The organism is Bacillus sp. G402 (genome assembly GCF_051172515.1).
In the GTDB taxonomy this organism is placed as follows: Bacteria; Bacillota; Bacilli; order Bacillales; family Bacillaceae; genus Bacillus; species Bacillus altitudinis.
In genome coordinates this window covers 89,364-111,098 of record NZ_JBPIZC010000005.1, presented here as the reverse complement: position 1 = coordinate 111,098, position 21,735 = coordinate 89,364, and the positions used below count along the sequence as shown (strand labels likewise).

22 protein-coding genes are annotated in these 21,735 nt (G+C 40.7%); 14 read left to right on the top strand and 8 right to left on the bottom strand.

Annotation, left to right across the window (positions count from 1 at the left end):
• The first annotated feature begins 102 nt into the window (after window positions 1–102).
• Window positions 103–447, top strand: a complete 345-nt coding sequence (locus tag ACSBQP_RS17625; RefSeq protein WP_035391131.1) for a PadR family transcriptional regulator — start codon at window positions 103–105, stop codon at window positions 445–447.
• On the top strand, window positions 438–1,682 hold the full coding sequence (locus ACSBQP_RS17620) for an FtsW/RodA/SpoVE family cell cycle protein (protein WP_046344207.1): 1,245 nt from the start codon (window positions 438–440) through the stop codon (window positions 1,680–1,682). Before ACSBQP_RS17625 ends, ACSBQP_RS17620 begins: the two co-directional genes overlap by 10 nt.
• A 74-nt stretch (window positions 1,683–1,756) precedes the next feature.
• Here ACSBQP_RS17620 and ACSBQP_RS17615 read toward each other — a convergent pair whose 3' ends face one another.
• From ACSBQP_RS17615 to ACSBQP_RS17580, 8 genes are all read right to left on the bottom strand, one after another.
• Window positions 1,757–2,761, bottom strand: a complete 1,005-nt coding sequence (locus ACSBQP_RS17615) for a sensor histidine kinase (RefSeq protein WP_019743716.1) — start codon at window positions 2,759–2,761, stop codon at window positions 1,757–1,759.
• Window positions 2,761–3,450 (bottom strand): response regulator transcription factor, encoded by a 690-nt coding sequence (locus ACSBQP_RS17610; protein WP_047945292.1) that lies wholly within the window; start codon window positions 3,448–3,450, stop codon window positions 2,761–2,763. Before ACSBQP_RS17610 ends, ACSBQP_RS17615 begins: the two co-directional genes overlap by 1 nt.
• Before the next feature lie 109 nt (window positions 3,451–3,559).
• A complete protein-coding gene (locus tag ACSBQP_RS17605; RefSeq protein WP_017367846.1) occupies window positions 3,560–4,480 on the bottom strand; it encodes an iron-hydroxamate ABC transporter substrate-binding protein in 921 nt (306 codons plus the stop codon).
• A 191-nt stretch (window positions 4,481–4,671) separates the two neighbouring features.
• A complete protein-coding gene (locus ACSBQP_RS17600; protein ID WP_035391139.1) occupies window positions 4,672–5,271 on the bottom strand; it encodes a response regulator transcription factor in 600 nt (199 codons plus the stop codon).
• Window positions 5,268–6,404 carry a sensor histidine kinase gene (locus ACSBQP_RS17595; protein WP_108611312.1) on the bottom strand — a complete coding sequence of 379 codons (1,137 nt, stop codon included), beginning with the start codon at window positions 6,402–6,404 and terminating at the stop codon, window positions 5,268–5,270. The genes ACSBQP_RS17600 and ACSBQP_RS17595 overlap by 4 nt, the downstream gene beginning before the upstream one ends.
• 117 nt (window positions 6,405–6,521) lie before the next feature.
• Window positions 6,522–7,571 (bottom strand): fatty acid desaturase, encoded by a 1,050-nt coding sequence (locus ACSBQP_RS17590; RefSeq protein ID WP_025207785.1) that lies wholly within the window; start codon window positions 7,569–7,571, stop codon window positions 6,522–6,524.
• Window positions 7,572–7,761: 190 nt separating this feature from the next.
• Entirely contained in the window at window positions 7,762–9,204 is a 1,443-nt protein-coding gene (locus ACSBQP_RS17585) for a DEAD/DEAH box helicase (RefSeq protein WP_435028674.1), read from the bottom strand.
• A gap of 116 nt (window positions 9,205–9,320) precedes the next feature.
• The gene (locus ACSBQP_RS17580; RefSeq protein WP_017358281.1) at window positions 9,321–10,124 is read right to left on the bottom strand and encodes an NAD kinase; all 804 of its coding nucleotides are present in this window, start codon (window positions 10,122–10,124) and stop codon (window positions 9,321–9,323) included.
• A gap of 447 nt (window positions 10,125–10,571) precedes the next feature.
• Here ACSBQP_RS17580 and sppA point away from each other — a divergent pair, with 447 nt between their 5' ends.
• The 12 genes from sppA to ACSBQP_RS17520 all read left to right on the top strand — a co-directional run bounded on the left by sppA (window position 10,572) and on the right by ACSBQP_RS17520 (window position 21,723).
• Window positions 10,572–11,573 carry a signal peptide peptidase SppA gene (gene sppA / locus ACSBQP_RS17575; RefSeq protein ID WP_007501739.1) on the top strand — a complete coding sequence of 334 codons (1,002 nt, stop codon included), beginning with the start codon at window positions 10,572–10,574 and terminating at the stop codon, window positions 11,571–11,573.
• 14 nt (window positions 11,574–11,587) lie between these two features.
• Window positions 11,588–12,112 (top strand): RDD family protein, encoded by a 525-nt coding sequence (locus ACSBQP_RS17570; RefSeq protein ID WP_007501737.1) that lies wholly within the window; start codon window positions 11,588–11,590, stop codon window positions 12,110–12,112.
• A 101-nt stretch (window positions 12,113–12,213) separates the two neighbouring features.
• Window positions 12,214–12,921, top strand: a complete 708-nt coding sequence (locus ACSBQP_RS17565; RefSeq protein WP_041506808.1) for a DUF2953 domain-containing protein — start codon at window positions 12,214–12,216, stop codon at window positions 12,919–12,921.
• A gap of 14 nt (window positions 12,922–12,935) precedes the next feature.
• Window positions 12,936–13,388 carry a GerW family sporulation protein gene (ytfJ, locus tag ACSBQP_RS17560; RefSeq protein WP_007501733.1) on the top strand — a complete coding sequence of 151 codons (453 nt, stop codon included), beginning with the start codon at window positions 12,936–12,938 and terminating at the stop codon, window positions 13,386–13,388.
• 112 nt (window positions 13,389–13,500) lie between these two features.
• Window positions 13,501–14,001, top strand: coding sequence for a thiol peroxidase (gene tpx / locus ACSBQP_RS17555; protein ID WP_007501731.1), 501 nt, complete (start codon window positions 13,501–13,503; stop codon window positions 13,999–14,001).
• 88 nt (window positions 14,002–14,089) lie between these two features.
• Window positions 14,090–15,064 (top strand): class I SAM-dependent methyltransferase, encoded by a 975-nt coding sequence (locus ACSBQP_RS17550; protein WP_056705534.1) that lies wholly within the window; start codon window positions 14,090–14,092, stop codon window positions 15,062–15,064.
• 229 nt (window positions 15,065–15,293) lie between these two features.
• Window positions 15,294–16,478 (top strand): acetate kinase, encoded by a 1,185-nt coding sequence (locus ACSBQP_RS17545; protein WP_007501728.1) that lies wholly within the window; start codon window positions 15,294–15,296, stop codon window positions 16,476–16,478.
• 99 nt (window positions 16,479–16,577) lie between these two features.
• Window positions 16,578–17,093, top strand: coding sequence for a MogA/MoaB family molybdenum cofactor biosynthesis protein (locus tag ACSBQP_RS17540; RefSeq protein ID WP_046526486.1), 516 nt, complete (start codon window positions 16,578–16,580; stop codon window positions 17,091–17,093).
• A gap of 173 nt (window positions 17,094–17,266) precedes the next feature.
• Window positions 17,267–18,478, top strand: coding sequence for an argininosuccinate synthase (locus tag ACSBQP_RS17535; RefSeq protein ID WP_017358278.1), 1,212 nt, complete (start codon window positions 17,267–17,269; stop codon window positions 18,476–18,478).
• On the top strand, window positions 18,475–19,848 hold the full coding sequence (gene argH / locus ACSBQP_RS17530) for an argininosuccinate lyase (protein WP_081114413.1): 1,374 nt from the start codon (window positions 18,475–18,477) through the stop codon (window positions 19,846–19,848). The genes ACSBQP_RS17535 and argH overlap by 4 nt, the downstream gene beginning before the upstream one ends.
• A gap of 118 nt (window positions 19,849–19,966) precedes the next feature.
• Complete coding sequence (locus tag ACSBQP_RS17525) at window positions 19,967–20,872, top strand: phosphotransferase (protein ID WP_035391149.1); 906 nt, start codon at window positions 19,967–19,969, stop codon at window positions 20,870–20,872.
• Window positions 20,873–20,967: 95 nt separating this feature from the next.
• Window positions 20,968–21,723, top strand: coding sequence for an SDR family oxidoreductase (locus ACSBQP_RS17520; protein WP_008343153.1), 756 nt, complete (start codon window positions 20,968–20,970; stop codon window positions 21,721–21,723).
• Window positions 21,724–21,735: the final 12 nt, after the last annotated feature.

The window sequence follows — 21,735 nt, the reverse complement described above, 5'->3', positions numbered from 1 at the left end:
TCTTGTTTTTTTCTGATGAACCTTTACAGAGTATTTGATTTCATGTAAGATATGCATATCAAATATATGCATAGTAAATCTATGTATTAGAGGTGACGATGGATGAAAGTGAGTAAAGAGCTTCTAAAGGGGAGTACTGCTACCCTTATTTTAAGCTTGTTAAATGAAAAGCCGATGTATGGATATGAAATGATTAAGGAATTGGAGTCGAAATCCGAAGGAATTTTTAGCTTTAAAGAGGGGACGATATATCCTATTTTGCACACTTTGGAGGGGAAAGGATTTATTGTGTCTTACTGGGGCGAAGGGAATGGCAATCGAAAAAGGAAGTATTATCGGATTAATGAACAAGGCAAAGCGTTTATGAAGGAAAAGAAAGAAGAATGGACTGTGTTTAAAGATGCAGTAGATGGCGTTTTGAACGGGGAGAAAGTCGTATGGGACTAGAGAAAAAGTTTGAACAATATATCAAAAATGTGTGTAAACGAATCAAAAATAAAGACGTACATGCAAGTATAAAGCTTGAGCTTCGTGATCATTTATACACGCTGAAAGAGGAAGCGGTCAGTGCGGGCATGTCAGAAGAAGAGGCGGTAGATCAAGCGCTCGATCAAATTGGAGATGCAGCCATACTCGGAATGCAGCTTCATGAAACACACAAAACTCAAGTTGACTTTAAAACGATACTTCTTGTATTAGCTACTTGTTTATTTGGGCTGTTTGTAATGTATTATTTTCAGTTTCATTCTCATTTACTTCATTTTCAAGACACGAATATCTTTTATAAAAGTCTCATTTACTATGTATTTGGTCTTGCGTTGATGCTTGGACTGTTTGCTTTTGATTATCGGCGCTTTTTACCCTATTCATGGCATTTATACATAGGAACGATTGGAATGCTGATTCTTACAATGATGATTGGGACAAGAGTGAACGGTATTCTCTTTTTAAGCTTAAATAATGGATCGATCAATCTGACTGAAATTTTTCCATTTCTGATGATTATTTCGTTAGCTGGCATTTATCAATCTTGGAATTGGAAGAATGGTTTCAAGTCCTGGCTAGGGTTAGCGATTGTCACTTTACCCATTATTTTATTACATATAGTCGGATCTCTTTCTGCAACCATCACCTTTATGGTCATATGCATAACGATGATGTATGTATCTCATGCAAGAATGAGACAGCTTATTCCGTTTACAGCAGCAGGTATTGTCTATCTCATTGTTCAATTATTTTCTCTGTATCAAGCTGATATGGCCCACTTTTACCAATACTCACTTCATGAATTTAGCTCAAATGGTTTTCAAATAAATCCGTACGCATTGTATGATGTTCACACTGATTGGATGTTGACGTATATCATTTATTCATTCGGATGGTTTGCAGGATTGGCCGTTCTTATGTTGTTTGTGACTTTGATTTATAGAGTAGTTCATACAGCGAAACGAGTTCAATCTGCTTATGGCAAAATATTAATGATTGGTTTGGCAACCACATTTGCAGCAAAATTTATCTTAAGTATTTTCACAAACTTTGGATTATTGCCTATATCAGGAGTTTCCATGCCTTTTATGAGCTATGGGGGATCTCATATTCTTCTAGAAATGATGTCAGTCGGGCTGCTAATGAGTATTTATAGAAGGAAACAGCTAGGAGAAATATGCCGTGAAGTAGCGTGATATGGCTGTATAAAATCACCCAATCTCTTCAATGCATCGTTGGATGAAGAGATTGGGTTTCTTGAACTGTATGTTCACATGCTTGCAATATGCACAAAATCATTCTTTTTCGGAAAAATAAAGGTGAAAGTTGTCCCTTGATCTAATGTGGAGTTGACCTCGATCGTGATATGAAGAGCGTCAGCTCCCTTTTTTGTTAAATAGAGCCCCATGCCTGTGGAGGCCGTGTCATTGTGATGTCTTGTGGAGGTAAAGCCTTTTTCAAAAATACGGGACACGTCTCTTGGGTCAATTCCTCTGCCTTGATCTGTGATGGTGAGCACCACTTGTTCGTTCATTTGTTTGCTTTCGATGATAATGTCAGATGATTGGCTGTACTTGACGGCGTTTGTCAGCACTTGTCTGATCATAAAGGATAACCATTTTGTATCACTTAATACATCTCGCTCTTCTAATAAAAGGTCAAAGCCAATTCCTTTTTGCATACACCACGATTGGAGCGCTTTGATTTCTTTCGTTAGCATGTTTTGGAGATCCAGTTTTTCAATAAATAAATCATTTTCAATATGTTGGATCCTGCTTTGATGCAGCTGTGCATCAAGGAGTAAATGTATTCTAAGCCATTCATATGTCATATTTGATTTGAGCGGCTGTTCTGTTATGCGGTCAATCATTAAGTGCATCGCCGTGAGCGGCGTTTTCACCTCATGTATCCATGAGAGCAGTTCATCTTTTTCTTCTTCCAGCGCAGTCTTTTGCTTAGCCGTCATCTGGCGGTATCGGTCAATTTGCTCTGATGCTGCCTCCTGTACAATTTGTTCAAAGGGGGAAGAGGGTTTGAGACGCATTTGATGGTCTATATTTTCATCCCATTCTTTCAGTTGCATGTAATAAGCAGTTTCTTTCCGGTAACGAAAAAAAAGAAAAACAATGAAGAGTAATGTAGACAAAAGCACGATATAAAAAAGAGAAGCCAGTGGAATCGTTGTATCCAAATATGCAACAAAGAGAATGAGAAGCTGCAAACTAAGAAAGAACAAGATCCAGCTTCTTCGTTCTTTTAGAAATGCTTGCAGCATCATTGATCATCCTTTTCTTTTGCAAGATAACCTTGACCCACCTTTGTTTCAATGAAGGCGCCAAGGGAGATTTCGTCTAGTTTTTTTCTAAGGCGGTTGACGTTTACAGTGAGTGTATTGTCACTCACGAATCGTTCATCGTCCCATAAAGCTTGGATGAGAGATTCCCTTTTGACGATATGATTTTTATGCTGAATCAATTCTTTTAGAATAAAAAACTCATTTTTTGTTAATTCAACCTCACCGTTTTCATTTGTCACTGTATTATTTTCGAGATCAAGGGTAGCGCCGCACCAGACTTTTAAGTTGGCTGGTTCCGCATTATAATCATGGACTCGGCGAAGAACAGCACTTACTTTGGCGATGAGAACGTCAAAGTGAAAGGGCTTTTGTACAAAATCATCAGCTCCAAGCTGCATCGACATGACCATATCAGCAGGATGATCACGAGATGAAAGAAAGATGATGGGCACATTAGAATGATGCCGAATCATCCGGCACCAATGAAAGCCATCGTACTTTGGCAGCTGAATATCAATAATGACTAAATCAGGCTGGATGGAAGTGAACTCCTGCATGACCTGTTGAAAATTGTTGATCCCATACACATCATAAGACCAGTTGACTAAACGTTCTTTGATTTCTTGGAAGAGGGTTGTATCATCCTCAATCAGCAAAATTTTAAACAAAACGAGCACCACACTTTTTGAATTACTTGTACATCATTGTAGCGGAAAACAGGCACTCCCGCTAGAAGCAGACAGTAAAAAAGCAAGGGAAGAGATCCCTTGCTTCGGTTTATTTACCTAAAAAGTGCTTTTTAAAGAATGATAATTGATATTCAAGTGTGAGTGGGTCATTAAAGTAAAACTCTTCCGCATTTGCTTCATACACACGATGTTTTTTCACAGCAGGAATGGACTTATAGATTTCACTGTTTTGATAGGAATTGTCCATCTCGCTGTTTTTGCTAATGATCATATAGTCTCCGGCAAATTCAGGGATGACCTCTTGTGATACCGCATAATAACCAGCTTTTAATGCTTTTTCTTTTACTTTTTCAGGCATTTTTAGTTTCATTGCTTGGTAGAGGATTTCTGTTCCGCGTCCCCATGCATCTCCAAAGACGTAAAGATCTTTTGTGCCGCTTTCAAAGACAGATACGGTTGCATCTTCACCGATTTTTGCTTTGATTTCTTTGCCAGCTTCAGCTGCGCGCTGTTTGAAATCCTTGACCCATGCTTCTGCTTCTTTTTCTTTGTTTAAGACTTTTCCAATTTCAATATGCTGCTGAAGGTAATCGACTTTGTTATACGTGAATAAAACGGTAGGGGCGATTTTTTTCAGTTTTTCTACATTTTTTGCACCGCTTAAACCGATGATGACATCAGGCTTTAGCTTCATGATTTTTTCCACATTTTCATCGGATACTTCTTCCACATTTTTTAATTTCTTTTTGAAACGTGGATTCTTTTTTGACCAAGAGTCAACACCCACAAGGTTCACACCAAGTGACAAGACATTTCCTGTATAAGAGGCGAGAACAACAACACGTTTTGGATTTGCTGGCAGCTTCACAGGTCCATTTTCAGATTGATATGTAATCGTGTCCGATGACGTTGATTGCTTTCCTTTATTTGAGGAAGAGTTGCTGCTATTGCCACATGCGCTCAACGCAAGTACGAAGATGAGCATCAGAGGGAACAATATTTTCTTCATGAATGTAAACTCCTTTGAAATCGGCACATCAGCCGTGTATTTGGTTGTATGAGTGATAATGATAATTATTATCACTCAGATATCATACCATAGAAGTGAGGTTTGTTGTCAATGATATTTTAGCAGTGGATAGAGGAATTCTGATAAAAAGAAAAAAAGATCAAGGCAGTGGTATGACCTGATCTTTTTTCTTATTTAAACCAGCCTTTTTCTTTGGAACGAGTAATGGCCTCAATTCGGTTTTTGACTTCTAGTTTATCTAAAATAACGGATATGTAGTTTCGGACAGTGCCGCTTTTAATGCTGAGTTCCTTGGCGATTTCTTTTGTGTTTTTTCCGTCTGCGACGAGTTCTAGAACCGACTTTTCTCGTTCAGTTAAAGGATTTTCGTCGCTGTACAAGTCTTCCATTAATTCAGGGGCGTACACCTTTTTCCCTTTCATCACGCTTCGGATGGCACTTGCTAAATCCTCGCTTGGGCTGTCCTTCAGCATGTAGCCGCTAACGCCAGCTTTCAGTGCTCTTTGAAAATAGCCAGAACGAGCAAAGGTTGTTAAAATGATGATCTTCACATCAGACTTTTTAAGTTCTTCAGCGGCATCGAGCCCAGATTTCCCGGGCATTTCAATATCCATTAAACAAATGTCGACCGGGTGTTTTTTAGCAAAATCTATGGCATCCTGGCCGTTTGTACCTTTTCCAACAACCGTCATATCGTCTTCTAAATCGAGAAGCGATCCAAGAGCACCGAGCAGCATTTGCTGATCCTCTGCGATAAAGATGTTAATCATTTTATTTCCTCCTTATCTTTCGCTGCTGAATCATTTGGAATGCTCATGATCAGCTTCGTCCCGTTTTTTGTCTCAATGTGCAGGCGTCCATTTGCAAATTCCAATCTTTCTCTAATCCCTGCAAGGCCATGTCCCTTCGATTGAGAGGATGGATGACTGCCTTTAAATGTGCCGTTATCCTCAACTGTAATGACAGCTTCCTTTGACTTTTGATGAATCGTGATTTGACAGACAGTGGCGTCGCTATGCTTGACGACATTCGTCACGGCCTCTTTGATGCACATGCTCACAATGTTTTCGTTAAGAAGAGAGATGTGTTTCGGCGCTTCTTTTTCATCATAAATCATGTCAATATCGGCGGCTTCAAGGATTTGCTTGATGTTCAATATTTCATCTTTGATCCGAATGCCTTTCATGGAAGAAACAATTTTTCGCACTTCATTTAGAGACGTTCTAGCTGTCTGCTGGACGCTTTTTAGTTCGGCACGAGCCTGTTCAGGGTCTTTATACACGAGCTTACGGGCAAGGTCACTTTTTAATCCAATGAGAGAGAGTTTTTGTCCAAGTGTGTCATGCAGATCGCGAGCAATTCGCTGTCTTTCTTCAAGTTTGACAAGATCGGCGATCCGTTCATTGGCATATTCTAATTTCTCTTCTAGCCGTTCACGTTCCTTCCTGCTTCTAATGCTAAGAGGGAGGAGGATGGCGCTGATCAGTGTAATCACGACAAACGGAATTTGCGTGAGAAACCAGCCCTTTTTTAAGATCAGGCTAAAGTTCACTGCTACGGCAGCGCTCGCTAGATGGATATAGTATAAGATATAGAAAGGGACTTTTCTTTTGATATGCCCGTTGAAATAGGCGATACAAAAAGCAAAATAAATGTAGCTGTAGAGCATCACATAACCAGTCGAAATGGCGATTAATAGAAGGCCAAATACATATAACGACCAGCCCTTTGAGACAAAGGCAAAACGGTAGACCGCAAAAAAGACGACGTTTAAAATAATGCCGATCACAATGCCTAAAGTCGAAGGGGTCTTAAAGATAAAATAAAAGGGCAGGATGAAAAAAATCGCCCAAATATATGGGGAAATCCCATGCAGTTTTTGAATTTTAAGTTGTTTTTTCATCCGTGATTCACCTTTTTCATTTTTTCAGTCTTTTTCACTACTTTATCAAATTGAACAGATGAGCGCATCCTGCAAATACAACAAGCTCCTTCTATTGTAAGAAAGAGCTTGCGCCAATTATGCATTCTTCTTCAGAATGTCTCCTTTTATGACAGGGGTGATTCTAATCTGACGTGCTTCTTTAAAGGTCACAAATGCTTTCGTCTCTTCATCCCATAGTCTGAATTTCATCGACTCAATACTAGTCTTTAACGTGATGGTTGGCACATTTTTAAGTGGTTCACTGTGTTCATGGGCATGTTCTAAATGATAATTCGGTACCCTCGGGCTTAAATGATGGACATGGTGGTAACCAATATTGCCTGTTAACCATTGAAGAAGTTTTGGCAATTTGTAAAAAGAACTGCCTTCTACAGCTGCCTGCACATAATTCCAATGTTCATCTGCTTCAAAGTAAGAATCTTCAAATGTATGCTGCACATAAAATAACCATACACCGATTGACCCTGAGATCAGGAAGATTGGACCTTGGACAAGCAGGAACTCCTGCCAGCCAAAAAGAAGACACGTTGCAGTTGCTAGCGCAATGATGCTCACGTTTGTGAAATACGTGTTCCAGCGCTCTTTTTTACGAGCATTTTTGACGTTGAAACGGTTTTTTAAGAGAAAAACAAAGATCGGTCCTAAAATAAACATCACAAAAGGATTACGGTAAAATCTGTAGCGAAATTTCGTCCAAGCTGATGCTTCTTGATATTCTTTGACTGTCAGGAGCCAAATGTCGCCAGTACCTCGTTTGTCTAGATTACTGCTTGTGGCATGGTGAATTGAATGATCTCTTTGCCATTGAAGATAAGGGAAAAGGGTGAGTACGCCCGTTACAAATCCGAACAGGTGATTTAGCGGCTTCTGTTTAAAAAAGGATTGATGGCAGCAGTCGTGAAAAATAATAAAGACACGCACTAAAAATCCAGCTGCAATCACCGCAAAGAAGAGGGTTAAAAGGTAGGAGATGTTCAGGCTATAATAGGCAAGAAACCAAAGCCCCAAAAATGGAATGAATGTATTAAAGAGTTGAATGATACTTTTTTTCGAATTAGCACCAGAGAATTGGCCAACTTGTTTTCTTAAAGTGGCTTGCTGCTGTGTGTTTGTTGAAGTCGTCATGAACGTTCAAGTCCTTTCCGTTTCTTTCTACTTCAAAGTATAGAAGGAAAGGTGTCATGCTCATAGTAGCACCCATCATGTATTCAATATGACATTTGTCATGTTGAGTATCAAAAAAGCAGGTGGCAGAAGGGTTTGTAAGTTGTGATGATAATCAATAAAAAAAGTAAAGGCGCTTAGCCTTCACTTTTTATGCACGTGCTTCATGTACTTTTAACTGCTTGCCTTTAATCGTTGTGTGGCGCATGGCATTTAGCACAAGAGGGCCTTTGCCATTTAAAATATCTACATATGTTTTCGTTTCCTGAATGGTAATAATCCCAATGTCATCAAACGCAACGCCGTCTATTTTGGCGATCGTTCCAACGAAATCAACTGCCCGGAGTTTCTTTTTCTTCCCGCCGTTAAAATACAGCTTCATAATATCTTTCTCTATGCCGGCCTGCTTATTTTCCTTTTGAATCGGTGTTTCAATTTTTTCTTCAAAGTTTGCCACATGCTGTTCTGCTTCTTCTTTTGTAGGATAAGGCTGAATCTGAAAATGAATACCAGCTTCCTCTTTTAATTCTTCAATAAGCGGCTGCCCGTGCCTTGTCATAAACGCAATCGTTTTTCCGCTTTTACCCGCTCTGCCAGTTCTTCCAGTCCGGTGAATGTAGCGTTCTTTTTCATATGGCAAGTCGTAATGAATGACATGTGTCATATCACTGACATCAATTCCTCGGGCTGCAATATCTGTTGCGATCAAATAACGGAATTCCCCGTTTTTAAATTCATCCATGACGGCAAAGCGGTCTTCCTGCCTCATCCCGCCATGAATCTTATCGCAAGGAACATCCCACTCATCTAGCTTCATCGTCAGCTCATTCACTCGCTCCTGCGTATTGCAAAAAATGATACAGCTATCTGGATTTTCAATGACAATCGTTCGTTGAAGTAATGAAAACTTGCCTTCTTCCTCGGTTTCAATCAACGTGTGGGTGATTTGCTGCTTCGTCGTTTCCTCCCGAGCAATCTCTATCACTTTTGGCGATTGTAAAAACTGCTCACTCAAATCCTTCATTTCATCAGACATCGTCGCTGAAAATAACATCGACATCCGCTTTGGCGGCAGATGCTGAATAATAGAAGAGACTTGATCAATAAATCCCATGTTCAGCATTTCGTCTGCTTCATCTAACACGAAAAATGACAGATTGTCTAAAGAAAGTGTCCCTTTTTCGAGGTGATCCAATATTCGTCCTGGCGTTCCGCACACAATGTGGTTCTTTTGTGCAAGCTCTATTTTTTGTGCTTGAAATGGAGCTTTTCCATAAATGGCGGCCGCTTTGATTCGTTTAAATCGTCCGAGGCTGGTCAGATCCTGTTTGACCTGCATGGCAAGTTCTCTTGTTGGGACGAGGATGAGGGCTTGAGGTTTATTCTCAGCCCAATCCACCATTTCACAAATTGGCAGACCGTAGGCTGCTGTTTTGCCACTGCCTGTCTGAGATTTGACAATGAGGTCCTGCTTTGAAAAAGCAACGGATAATGTCTCGTGCTGGACGGGTGTAGGTGTATGGAAATGAAGCGCTTCTAGCGCTTGTTTCAATTCATCGCTTAATGGATATTGATCAAAATGTTGTAATGGCATCGTGTTCTCCTTTTCGTACATGTATACTTGTGACATCATACCATATCTTTTCAAAGACACCATGACCTTGAATGAAAAGGCATGAAAAAAAGCCCCGTAAAGGAGCTTGTCAATGATTAAAGGAATCTGCGTTTTACTTTTTCCCAATAGGAGTTATCTTTTAATTTGACCGTTTTGATCACTTTACCAGAAAGGCCAATATCAATTTGTTTGACATGTTTTGTACCTAGCGCTTCGTTATCAAGACCGATAATCGGATGGTCGTTACCGTCCTGAACAACCTTTAGTGTCAGCTTGCGATCACTGCTTAAAATGAAAGGAGCTCCAAGTGTACGGTATGAGTTGTTATTCAGTGATGCCAGCTCGGTTACTTGCATACACGGAAGCATCGGATCCACCACGGCGCCGTTGACAGATTTATTGTAGGCCGTTGAACCGGTCGGAGTGGAAATAATCATCCCGTCGCCTCTAAAGGTTTCAAAATGGAAATCATCTATATACACATCGATGACAAATGTTTTAATGATGCTAGAGCGGATCGACAGTTCGTTTAAGCAATGGAACTGGTTTGTACTGTCAACGCTTACATCGATGATCGGATATTTTCTCACTTCAATTTGTTCAGTGTTCATGGCATCAATCATTTGATCAAAATGTTCTAACGAAAAATCGCAGTATAGGTGCGAATTCTCTGTTTTTGATACCCCTACATACAAGCAGTCATCCCGGAAGTTCGTTTTGCGAACCGCTTGAAGAAATGTACCATCTCCACCAATTGAAGCAATGATATGGGCATCTTCTGCACGCTTTACGACGTGAAAGCCTTGATCGGTAGCGAGCTTCTCCAGAGAAGAAATGTGTCCATCCAATTCATGATCTTTTTTGTAAAAGAAAAATACATTGCGACGATTGTCTGTCATTGACGTTCTCCCCTTTGTTGTCAAAAATAGATTTCGAGTAGTAAAGGGCTTACATAAAAACCCTTGTTCACATTTTACACTTTTTTCATATGAAAGTAAAAATATTAGAAAGACGCTTCATCATGATAGAGGCTTCCATTTAAGAAATGAGTCATTGTAAGTGATTAGACAACGCTGACTTTGAGCATAATTTAATAGCTCATTTTGGAAGAAAGAGAGGTCTGGGCGTTTCGTTGTGAAGATGGTCTGAGCTATTAGATATAGGGAGAGGATAAAATAACCAATTTTTCGTCATGATGAGCAAATGATAGAAGATGTAAAGTTGATCGTCATTTCATATCGGTGCTATCATATGTTGAAATGAAATGTAAAAAAACCACAGTTCCTGTGAAACATTTCATGTGTGTATTCGTATGAACGAAGTGAGACAAAAAGGAGGAGAAAGAAATGAATGCGAAAAGATGGGTAGCCTTAATCATTGCACTTGGTGTTTTTGGCTTTTCGATTGTGATTAGTATCACGACGGCCTTGTATGAAAGCTTCAATGATAATAAGATGAGCTATCAATTCGGGGACGAAATCGAAGAAAAGGTACTAGAGGATGGCAGCGGAGCGAGTAAAATTGCTGTACTTGAGATTAATGGCACGATTCAAGATAACGGCGGTGCATCCAGCCTTCTAGGCGGGGAAGCATATGATCATCGTGCGTTCTTAAAAGAATTAGATAAAGCAAAAGACGATGCGTCTGTGAAAGGTGTCTTGCTGCGCGTCAACTCTCCTGGCGGCGGTGTCTATGAAAGTGCTGAAATACATAAAAAATTAGAAGAAGTAAAGAAAGCGAAGAAACCAATTTATGTTTCTATGGGTTCAATGGCGGCTTCTGGCGGCTATTATGTATCCACTCCAGCGAAAAAAATCTTTGCTTCACCTGAAACGTTAACAGGGTCTCTAGGGGTCATCATGCAAAGCTTGAATTATGCAAAGCTGGCAGATAATCTGGGCATCAAATATGAAACCATTAAAAGTGGAAAATTCAAAGACATCATGTCACCAAATCGTGATATGACAAAAGATGAGCGCGACATCATGCAAAGCATGGTTGACAACTCTTATGAAGGTTTTGTGAAAGTCATCTCAGAAGGACGCGGCATGTCTAAGCAGGACGTCAAGAAAATTGCTGACGGCCGAGTATATGACGGAACACAGGCGAAATCGAACGGATTAGTGGATGAGCTTGGGTACTATGAAGATGCACTAAAAGCAATGAAGAAAAATGAAAAAGGCTTAAAAGGAGCAACAGTAATCAGCTATTCACAAAGCTTTGGCTGGAACTCTCTTTTCAATATGAGTGCAAGCAAGCTCTTTAAAAGCGAAATTGATTTTCTGAACTTAAAAGAAACACTGGCTGGCTCAAATGGGTCTAAACCGATGTATCTCTATTCAAAATAAAGGAGGGATCATAGATGGATTCTACATTCGATGAAGTAACGGAAAGTCGCAGCCAAGAGGGAGAATCAAGGCCGACTCTTGCGAAGCGCACTTCAATTGAAGCGCAGGCTTTTGCAGGTTTCTGGATTAGATTTTGGGCATTTATCCTAGATTGGCTCGTCGTATGGGGTGTTAACCATTTGACGGTTTCTCCAATCTTTAGTCTCTTTGGCTGGTCAAAAGGGGGAGGCTGGTTTTCCCCATTTTCCGTCACAACCACAATTGTCTTTCTGCTTTATTTTGCGATCATGACGAAGATTTTCCAGCAAACACTTGGAAAGATGGTGTTTGGAATCAAAGTCGTCTCACTTCAGCCGGAGAAGAAGCTGTCATGGGATGTCATTTTCTTTAGAGAAATTGTGGGGCGATATATTAATACGCTTTTTGTTCTCTATGCTGTGGTTGGGTTCACGCCGAAAAAGCAAGGGGTTCATGACTACTTTGCAGATACAGTGGTTGTTCATGAACATTTATATGAAAAAACAGAATCAAACGCATAATCAAAGAGAGTTTGGCCGAGTACCGGTCAAACTCTTTTTTTTGGTGATTGGGTATAAAATCCAGAAGGAGAGCCATAATCGTAGTGGAAGCATCATTTGTTATGGAGGAAGTGAGCACAGTGCTGTACGTTTGGATCGCAGCTTTTTTGTTCCTTGTGATCTTATTGATCTTTATGAAAGTGACCATTTCACTGGACTATTCACATGCAAATGACAATGACCATATTGCGGTGAAGATCATCACCTTATATGGAATCGTCAGACTGAAGAAAGACATTCCGATGGTGAAAGTGAATACGGAAGATCAAACGATTGATATTCGTGAAAAGAAAATGGCCAGCACCAAAACGCCTAATCAAGAAAAAGAAACCATGCATAAAAAAGTGGGAAAACGTGATGTAAAGGAAATCCTTCATCAAATGGAGCGTATTACAAAAGAAATTGTCGATCTAAACCGGATCATGCGAACGTTTTTCATTCATATAAAAATCGTCTCATTTCACTGGTCCACATGGATTGGTTTTCATGATGCAGCTTTAACAGGTGTAGCAGCCGGTGGTGTGTGGTCAGTCAAAGGAGCACTTCTTGCCTTTATGCAGGAGCATCTCACCTTTAAGCACAAACCCGTCTATGAAGTGATTCCCGCTTTTCAGCACAATGTGTCACAGACACACTTTGCATGTATAGCTTATTTTCGGATTGGACATGCTATGCTTGCAGCCATTCGATTACTTGTCCATTGGTTAAAAGGGAGAAAGGCGAGAAAAAATGCCTCTCTTCAAGCAACGAAGAATGAATCATCTGTTTAAGGAGGAACCCGAAAATGGCAGATCATCCAATCCAAGGTCTGATGAAGACAGCGATGGAAAACTTAAAAGAAATGATTGATGTGAACACGATCATCGGCGATCCAGTCGAAACCCCTGACGGCAGTGTCATTCTCACTGTGTCAAAGGTTGGTTTTGGATTTGCAGCCGGCGGCAGTGAATTCAACGGTAACCAAAAGAAAGAAAAACGGTCTGATGAACAAGAACGAAAAGAACCGAGACTCCCATTTGGAGGCGGAAGCGGTGGGGGAGTATCGATTACACCAATCGCCTTTTTAATTGTGGGAACAAATGGCGTTAGAATGCTTCATTTGGATGAACACACACATCTGCTCGATAAAATATTGGATTCTGCTCCTCAAGCAATTGAACGTCTTCAGCACATGTTTAAGAAGGATGAACGGGAGCATCGTCACAAAGAACGAAAACTAGATGACATAGACCTTTAAAAAGTTAGCTGCCCTGCAGTTAACTTTTTTTTCAAAATGGACGATTAGGCTTTGCAGTTTTTTGCTTTCTCTACTATGATAGAACCATACATTTGATAAGGGAGGAATTGTTTTGGCATCGATCACATTTAAAGGGAGCCCAGTAACGCTTGTAGGAAATGAAGTGAAAGTAGGCGAGCAGGCTCCAGATTTCACGGTATTAACGAACTCACTAGGGGAAGTTTCACTTTCTGATTTAACAGGAAAAGTGACGATTATCTCAGTGATTCCTTCTATTGATACAGGTGTGTGTGACGCACAAACAAGACGTTTCAATGAAGAGGCAGCCGGTTTAGGTCCGGTCAATATCTATACCATTAGTGCAGACCTACCATTTGCACAAGCACGCTGGTGCGGAGCAAACGGAATTGAAAATGTTGAAACATTATCTGATCATAGAGATATGTCATTTGGTGAAGCGTTTGGTTTATATATGAAAGAATTGCGTTTATTGGCGCGTGCGGTCTTCGTATTAGACCCAAGCGGAAAAGTGGTTTACACTGAGTATGTAAGCGAAGCAACCAATCATCCAAATTATGAAAAAGCCATTGAGGCTGCGAAATCACTGTTATAAAAGCAGCATCGACAAGAGCTCCGGCTTCATACTGGGGCTCTTTTCAATGAGAACATATAGCTTTTAACAAAGCGAGGAGAGAAAAGCATTGCAGAAAGATCAAGTGAGTACGATTTTTGAGCTGCTCGATACAGCTTCAATTCGTTTAAAAAAGGAACAGAACATTTCCTATATTGAAGCATTGGCAGAAGCAGGAGAAGCCTTTTTTCAGGCAAATGATCGAAACGGTTTATTAAAAGATTTAATAGAGAAAGCAGATTTCGCCTCTTATGATCATGAGCAGATTCGTAAAGCGTTTCAGCTCGCCGTATTAAAAGGACAAAAGGATATTTCACATCCAAACCGGCAGATGACACCTGATACAATTGGTCTGTTTGTCAGCTATTTGGTCAATAAATTTTTAGAAGGACAAAAAGAGCTGGTTGTCTTTGATCCAGCAGCGGGAACAGGGAATTTACTGCTTGCGGTCCTCAACAATGTAACAGCAGAAACAAAACGTGGTTTTGCCTCTGAAATTGATGACGTGCTCATTAAAATTGCGTGGGCACAAGCGAACTTAGAAGAAAAAGAAGTAGAGCTTTTCCACCAGGACAGCCTTGAGCCGCTTCTTATCTCACCAGCAGATGTTGCTGTATGCAGTCTTCCTGTCGGGTATTATCCAAATGATGAGCGCGCTAAAGACTATGAATTAAAGGCAAAAGAAGGTCATTCCTTTGCGCATTATTTATTCATTGAGCAAAGTCTTCGTTACACGAAAGAAGGCGGCTTCTTATTCTTCATCATTCCAAACGATTTGTTTGAAGGAAAAGAAAGCGTACAATTAAAGGATTTCATCAAAGAACATGCATATATGAATGCGTTAATTCAGCTGCCAGTCTCTATGTTCAAAGACAAAAAGCACGCCAAAAGCTTATTTGTGATGCAAAAGAAAAAAGAGGGGCTCGAAGCACCGAAACGTATGCTATTTGCCAATCTGCCATCTTTCTCACAGAAAGAAGCAATGGTTGGCGTCATGAGAAAATTAGACCAATGGTTTATAGAAGAAAAAGAAACGAAAGAATAGCCAGAGTGATGTCTGGCTATTTTATTATTCAGAAAATAACGACTTATTGATGTAAGCGGTAACAGTTCGAAGGTGTACTTGAAATGCAAAGTTTTCAATGTTTAAATGAAAAAGTCAGATATTTTTCGGACTTATCGTTAAACTATAAAAGACCCGTTCAAACAGGTTGAATATAGCACCGAAAAAACGTGAAACCTTATATAACAACTGAGTAAAAGGAGCGACAGTAATGTCCAAAATTATTGCAATCAACGCAGGAAGCTCATCTCTTAAATTCCAATTGTTTGACATGCCAGAAGAAACCGTTTTAACAAAAGGTCTTGTTGAAAGAATCGGAATGGACAACAGTATCTTCACGATTTCTGTAGATGGAGAAAAGAAAACAGAAGTCACAGATATTCCAGATCATGCAGTAGCGGTTAAAATGCTGCTTGAAAAACTAATTGAATTTAACATCATCAAAGACTTTAATGAAATTGATGGCGTAGGACACCGCGTCGTTCACGGCGGAGAAAAATTCAGCGATTCTGTTGTTTTAACAGATGAAGTCATCAATGACATTGATCAGCTTTCAGAGCTTGCACCACTTCACAACCCTGCAAACGTTGTAGGAATCAAAGCATTTAAACAAATTCTGCCTGACGTACCAGCGATTGCTGTGTTCGATACAGCGTTCCACCAAACAATGCCAGAGCAGTCTTACCTATACAGCCTTCCGTACGACTACTACAAAAACTTTGGTATTCGTAAATACGGATTCCACGGGACAAGCCATAAGTTCGTAACAGAGCGTGCAGCAGAGCTATTAGGCCGTCCTCTTGAAGAGCTTCGTTTGATTTCTTGCCACCTTGGAAATGGTGCAAGTATCGCAGCAGTTGAAGGCGGAAAATCAATCGATACGTCAATGGGCTTCACACCACTTGCGGGTGTTGCAATGGGAACACGTTCAGGTAACATTGACCCTGCCCTTATTCCATTTATTATGGAGAAAACTGGACATACAGCGGAAGAAGTACTTTCTACTTTGAATAAGAAGAGTGGTCTTTTAGGTGTGTCTGGTCTTTCAAGTGATCTTCGTGATATCGAAGAAGCGACAGAAGAAGGAAACGACCGTGCTGAAGTAGCACTAGATATTTTTGCAAGCCGTATTCATAAATACATCGGTTCTTATGCAGCGAGAATGAATGGTGTAGATGCCATCATCTTCACAGCTGGAATCGGTGAAAACAGCTCAGAAGTGAGAGCACGTGTACTTCGTGGTCTAGAATTCATGGGCGTATACTGGGATCCATCTCTTAACAACATGAGAGGCGAAGAAGCATTCATCAGCTACCCTCACTCTCCTGTAAAAGTCATCGTGATTCCAACGAACGAAGAAGTCATGATTGCAAGAGACGTTATGCGTTTAGCGTAACATCCTTTTAAAGCTCTTTTCCTCAACGGAAAAGGGCTTTTTTCAATTGAAATTAGCATGCTATAATGTGAGGCAATATGAAAGGAGCGGTGTGAAGAGATGAGCGCCCAAGAACATAAACGCGAAGCGAAAACGAGGCTTCATGTAAAAGTCATTACCGTCAGTGATACAAGGACAAAAGAAACAGATAAAAGCGGCCGTCTGATGATTGATTTGCTCAAAGAACAAGGGCATCTTATTCTTGCATACGATATTGTGAAAGATCACATTGGAGCGATTCAAGACGCCGTTTTAGAAGGAACAAGTGAAGCGAAGATTGATGCCGTCTTGTTAAACGGGGGAACTGGTATTGCAGCAAGGGACGTCACGATTGAATCCATTACACCTCTTTTCTCAAAAGAGCTGCCGGGCTTTGGAGAAATTTTTCGCATGCTGAGCTATACAGAAGATATTGGATCAGCCGCTATCTTATCTAGAGCGACGGCAGGGGTGATTAACCAAAAAGCCGTTTTTGCCACACCAGGCTCTACCGGAGCAGTTCGGTTAGCCATGACCAAACTCATTATTCCAGAGCTTCCTCATGTGTTGCGAGAGCTTGAAAAAGATCAAAAATAGCCCAAAATGACTCTGCCAAGAAAATTTGGCAGAGTTTTTTTCATAAAGGGGTTGAAAAAACAATTTTTCCTTGTTACAGTGTATACATACTAAATGCATGTTTATAAATTAAAACTTATTTTTATGCAAAAAACATTCACAGAATCAAAACAAGCGAGAGGAGCTTTTCAAACATGTCACAAAATAAAAAAGTCGTATTAGCATATTCCGGAGGTCTTGATACCTCTGTTGCAGTTAAATGGTTACAGGAGCAAGGTTACGAAGTTGTTGCTTGCTGCCTGGACGTAGGTGAAGGAAAAGATTTAGCATTCGTTCAACAAAAAGCACTTCAAGTCGGAGCTGTTCAATCTTACATGATCGACGCAAAAGAAGAGTTTGCTGAAGAATTTGCACTTGCTGCACTGCAAGCACACACGATGTATGAAGGGAAATACCCACTCGTGTCTGCACTATCTCGTCCGCTCATTGCCAAAAAGTTAGTGGAAGTCGCAGAGAAAGAAAATGCAGTAGCTGTTGCACACGGATGTACAGGTAAAGGAAACGACCAAGTTCGTTTTGAAGTATCAATCAAAGCATTGAATCCAGACTTAGAAGTTCTTGCACCAGTGCGTGAATGGAAATGGTCTCGTGATGAAGAAATCGACTATGCACAAAAGCACGGGATTCCAATTCCGATTAACTTAGACAGCCCATATTCAATTGACCAAAACCTTTGGGGCAGAAGTAACGAATGTGGTATTTTAGAAGATCCTTGGGCAGCGCCGCCAGAAGGTGCTTATGATCTGACAAATCCACTTGAAAAAACACCTGACACACCTGAAATCATTGAAATCACGTTTGAAAAAGGAAAACCAACAGCCATTGACGGAATCCAGTATTCATTATCTGATCTCATCCTTCATTTAAATGAAGTTGCTGGCCAGCATGGTGTAGGCAGAATCGATCATGTTGAAAACCGTCTTGTTGGAATCAAATCTCGTGAAGTATATGAGTGCCCAGGTGCAGTTACCCTATTAAAAGCACACAAAGAACTTGAAGACTTAACGCTTGTCAAAGAAGTAGCACACTTTAAGCCAATCGTTGAACAAAAAATGGCTGAATTAATATACAACGGCTTATGGTTCTCACCACTTAAAGGAGCACTAGATGCATTCTTACAAGAAACGCAAAAGAACGTAACAGGTGTTGTACGTGTGAAACTATTTAAAGGCCATGCCATTGTAGAAGGACGTAAATCACCATATTCACTTTATGATGAAAATCTAGCAACTTACACAAAAGCAGATGAATTCGATCATGATGCAGCTGTAGGATTTATTAACCTTTGGGGTTTACCAACAAAAGTAAACAGCATCGTGAACAAAAAGGAGCAGGTTAAAGCATGAAAAAGCTTTGGGGAGGCCGATTTCAAAAAACACCAGAAAAATGGGTCGATGAGTTTGGTGCATCCATTCATTTCGACAAACAATTAGTCAAAGAAGATCTGACCGGCTCCCTTGCCCATGCAAGTATGCTGAATAAATGCGGTATCATCGGTGATGAGGAGGCCGCTGCGATCAAAGACGGACTGAATACGCTCATGAAAAAGGCGGAGGCGGATGAACTTGAATTCTCAGTAGATTATGAGGACATTCATTTAAACCTTGAAAAAATGCTCATTGATGAGATTGGTCCGCTTGGCGGCAAATTGCACACAGCGAGAAGCCGGAATGATCAGGTCGCAACCGATATGCATTTATATTTGAATAACCAAGTAGAGCATATCATTGAGCTGATCTCTTCTTTTCAAACAGTGCTTATAGAAAAAGCTGAACAGCACGTTGAAACGATTTTTCCAGGATATACGCACTTACAGCGTGCACAGCCTATCTCCTTTGCCCATCATATGCTCGCCTACTTTTGGATGCTTGAGCGGGACAAAGCGCGTTTTCAAGATTCATTGAAGCGGATTAATGTGTCACCACTTGGATGCGGGGCGTTAGCAGGAACGACATTCCCAATTGATCGTGAATATACAGCAGAGCTTCTTGGCTTTGACCATATTTACGAGAACAGCCTTGATGGCGTGAGTGATCGTGATTTCATTTTAGAGTTCTTGTCTAATAGCAGTCTTGTGATGATGCACCTCTCACGTCTTTGTGAAGAAATCATTTTATGGTGCTCTCAAGAATTCAAATTTATTGAGCTTGATGACACGTACGCAACAGGCAGCAGCATGATGCCGCAAAAGAAAAACCCGGATATGGCTGAATTGATCCGCGGCAAAACAGGGCGGGTATATGGCAACCTGATGGGGCTGCTCACGATTATGAAAGGCTTGCCGCTTACGTATAACAAAGACTTGCAAGAAGATAAAGAAGGCATGTTTGATACGGTGAAAACGATCGCTGGCAGCCTGCAAATCTTCACAGGCATGATTCAAACGATGACAGTGAACGAAGATGTCATGAAAAAAGCAACAAAAGAAGATTTCTCAAATGCGACCGAAGTGGCAGACTACCTTGCAAAAAAAGGCATGCCATTCCGTGAAGCACACGAAATCGTAGGGAAGCTTGTGTATACATGCATTCAAAAAGGCATCTATTTAAGTGACCTTCCATTTGAAACATTTACAGAAGCAAGCGGCCTCTTTGAACAAGATATTTACACTGTTCTTGATCCGTATGTTGCTGTTGAAAAAAGAACAAGTGCAGGTGGAACTGGATTTAAACAAATTCAGCTCGCTTTAGAAAAAGCAAAAGCCTGCCTAGCATAATTCGCCAAAACCATTCGTTTATACGGATGGTTTTTTTCATGGGAAAAAGGAGATTGATCTTCACTGGAGAAAATGAAAGCATACCAGTGTCAAGCTGAATAAGGAGTGACAACAGTTCATGAAGAAAACGCTTCAGGCTTTGTTTGATCAGCCTATCGTATCAGTGAAAACGTTAGGAGAACCATACGACGGCCGGGCTAATGATGTGTGGCTGATTTCCTTGCAAGATCAGACGGAATATGTAGTGAAATCTCCAAAAACTGCAAGAGAAGAAAGTGAATTTGTATATGGGATCAACATGATTTATGGAGTAGATGCCCGTACTGTACAGGAGCATCTTGATGAAATCAATGAAAAGTTGGCTCATACGAATTCCTTTCATATTCCGAAAGTTGTTCGTAAAGTGAAGAAGGCGGGGAAACACTTTTATGTCATGGAAAAAGTAGAAGGAATCCCTTTAACATCTTTTGAGGGCCGTTCAGCACAATTCTATAGGGATTACGGGAGGAAACTAGCGCATCTTCATTCATATCAAACAACCTTTTTCGGTGCAGTATACGGGGGAGAAAAGAGACATTTGAGAGAATTCCATGCGCTGTTAAAAAAGACAGTCTCCAAACTCATCAGCCGCTATTACGCTGATCAGCCTGAATATCAGGATTATGCAGAAAAGGTGCAGCAAAAGCTTGAAACGCTAAGTCCTCCTGATGCAGCCAGTCTCATTTTAATTGATTTAGACCCATCGCAATATATTGAAGACGATGATCAAGTGGCGAGTCTAGTTGATACGGAATATGTGGTATTTGGACCAGCTGCGTTTGATTTGATTGCACTAGAATACCTTTTGACGAAAGAAGCTGCACAAGCGGTTCAATTAGGATATGAAGAGATTTGCCCGCTTCCTCGCCAGCTTCATGAGGTGAGAGAATGCTATCGGTTTGTTTCGCTGCTTCTCGATATCCATGGTTCATGGGATATGAAAAAGTGGATGAATCACCCTATACGGTTTTCCCCTCATTGTTAAAGGGTTCAAAAGTGCGAAGGGAGCCGGTTTATAGTAAAGTAAAGATAATAAAAGAAACACATGAACTTGCAACCTTTGTTTTAGGAGGAGATTGTGTGCGACACGCATTAATAACAGCGGGTTCTAAAGGACTTGGCAGGAAAGTCACCGAGTCTTTACTGAATATGGGGTATTCTGTGACAGTGAATTATCGAAGTGATGATGAAGCTGTCCGGCAGATGAAAGAAGAACTGCAAGAATACGAAGAAAAGCTTCAATTTGTCCAAGGCGATGTGACAAACAAAGAAGATTTAAAAAACATGGTCGAGCTGGCAGCAGAGCGATTTGGGCGGATTGATGCCTTGATCAATAATGCTGGACCTTATATTTTTGAACGAAAAAAACTCGCGGATTACTCTGAAGACGAATGGTATCAAATGATGGAAGGCAACCTATCCGCAGTGTTCCATTTGTTCCGAATGGTGATCCCTATGATGAGAAAACAAGGCTTTGGCCGGATTATCACATATGGCTTCCAAGGTGCAGACCATGCGCCAGGATGGATGCACAGATCAGCCTTTGGAGCGGCAAAAGTGGGCCTTGCGTCATTGACGAAAACCATTGCGATTGAAGAAGCCGAAAACGGCATCACCGCTAATATGGTGTGTCCAGGCAAAATCGTTGGAGACATGAAAGAATCAACGATAGAAGAAGCACGTCAGATAAAAGACGATGAAACACCGATTGGTCGGTCTGGGACAGGTGAGGATATCGGTCGTATCATTTCATTTCTATGTGATGACCGTTCAGACCTCATTACAGGAACCGTCATTGAAGCAACAGGTGGTCTTAATGTCATTCACAGGCACTAAGTTTTTCAGCTT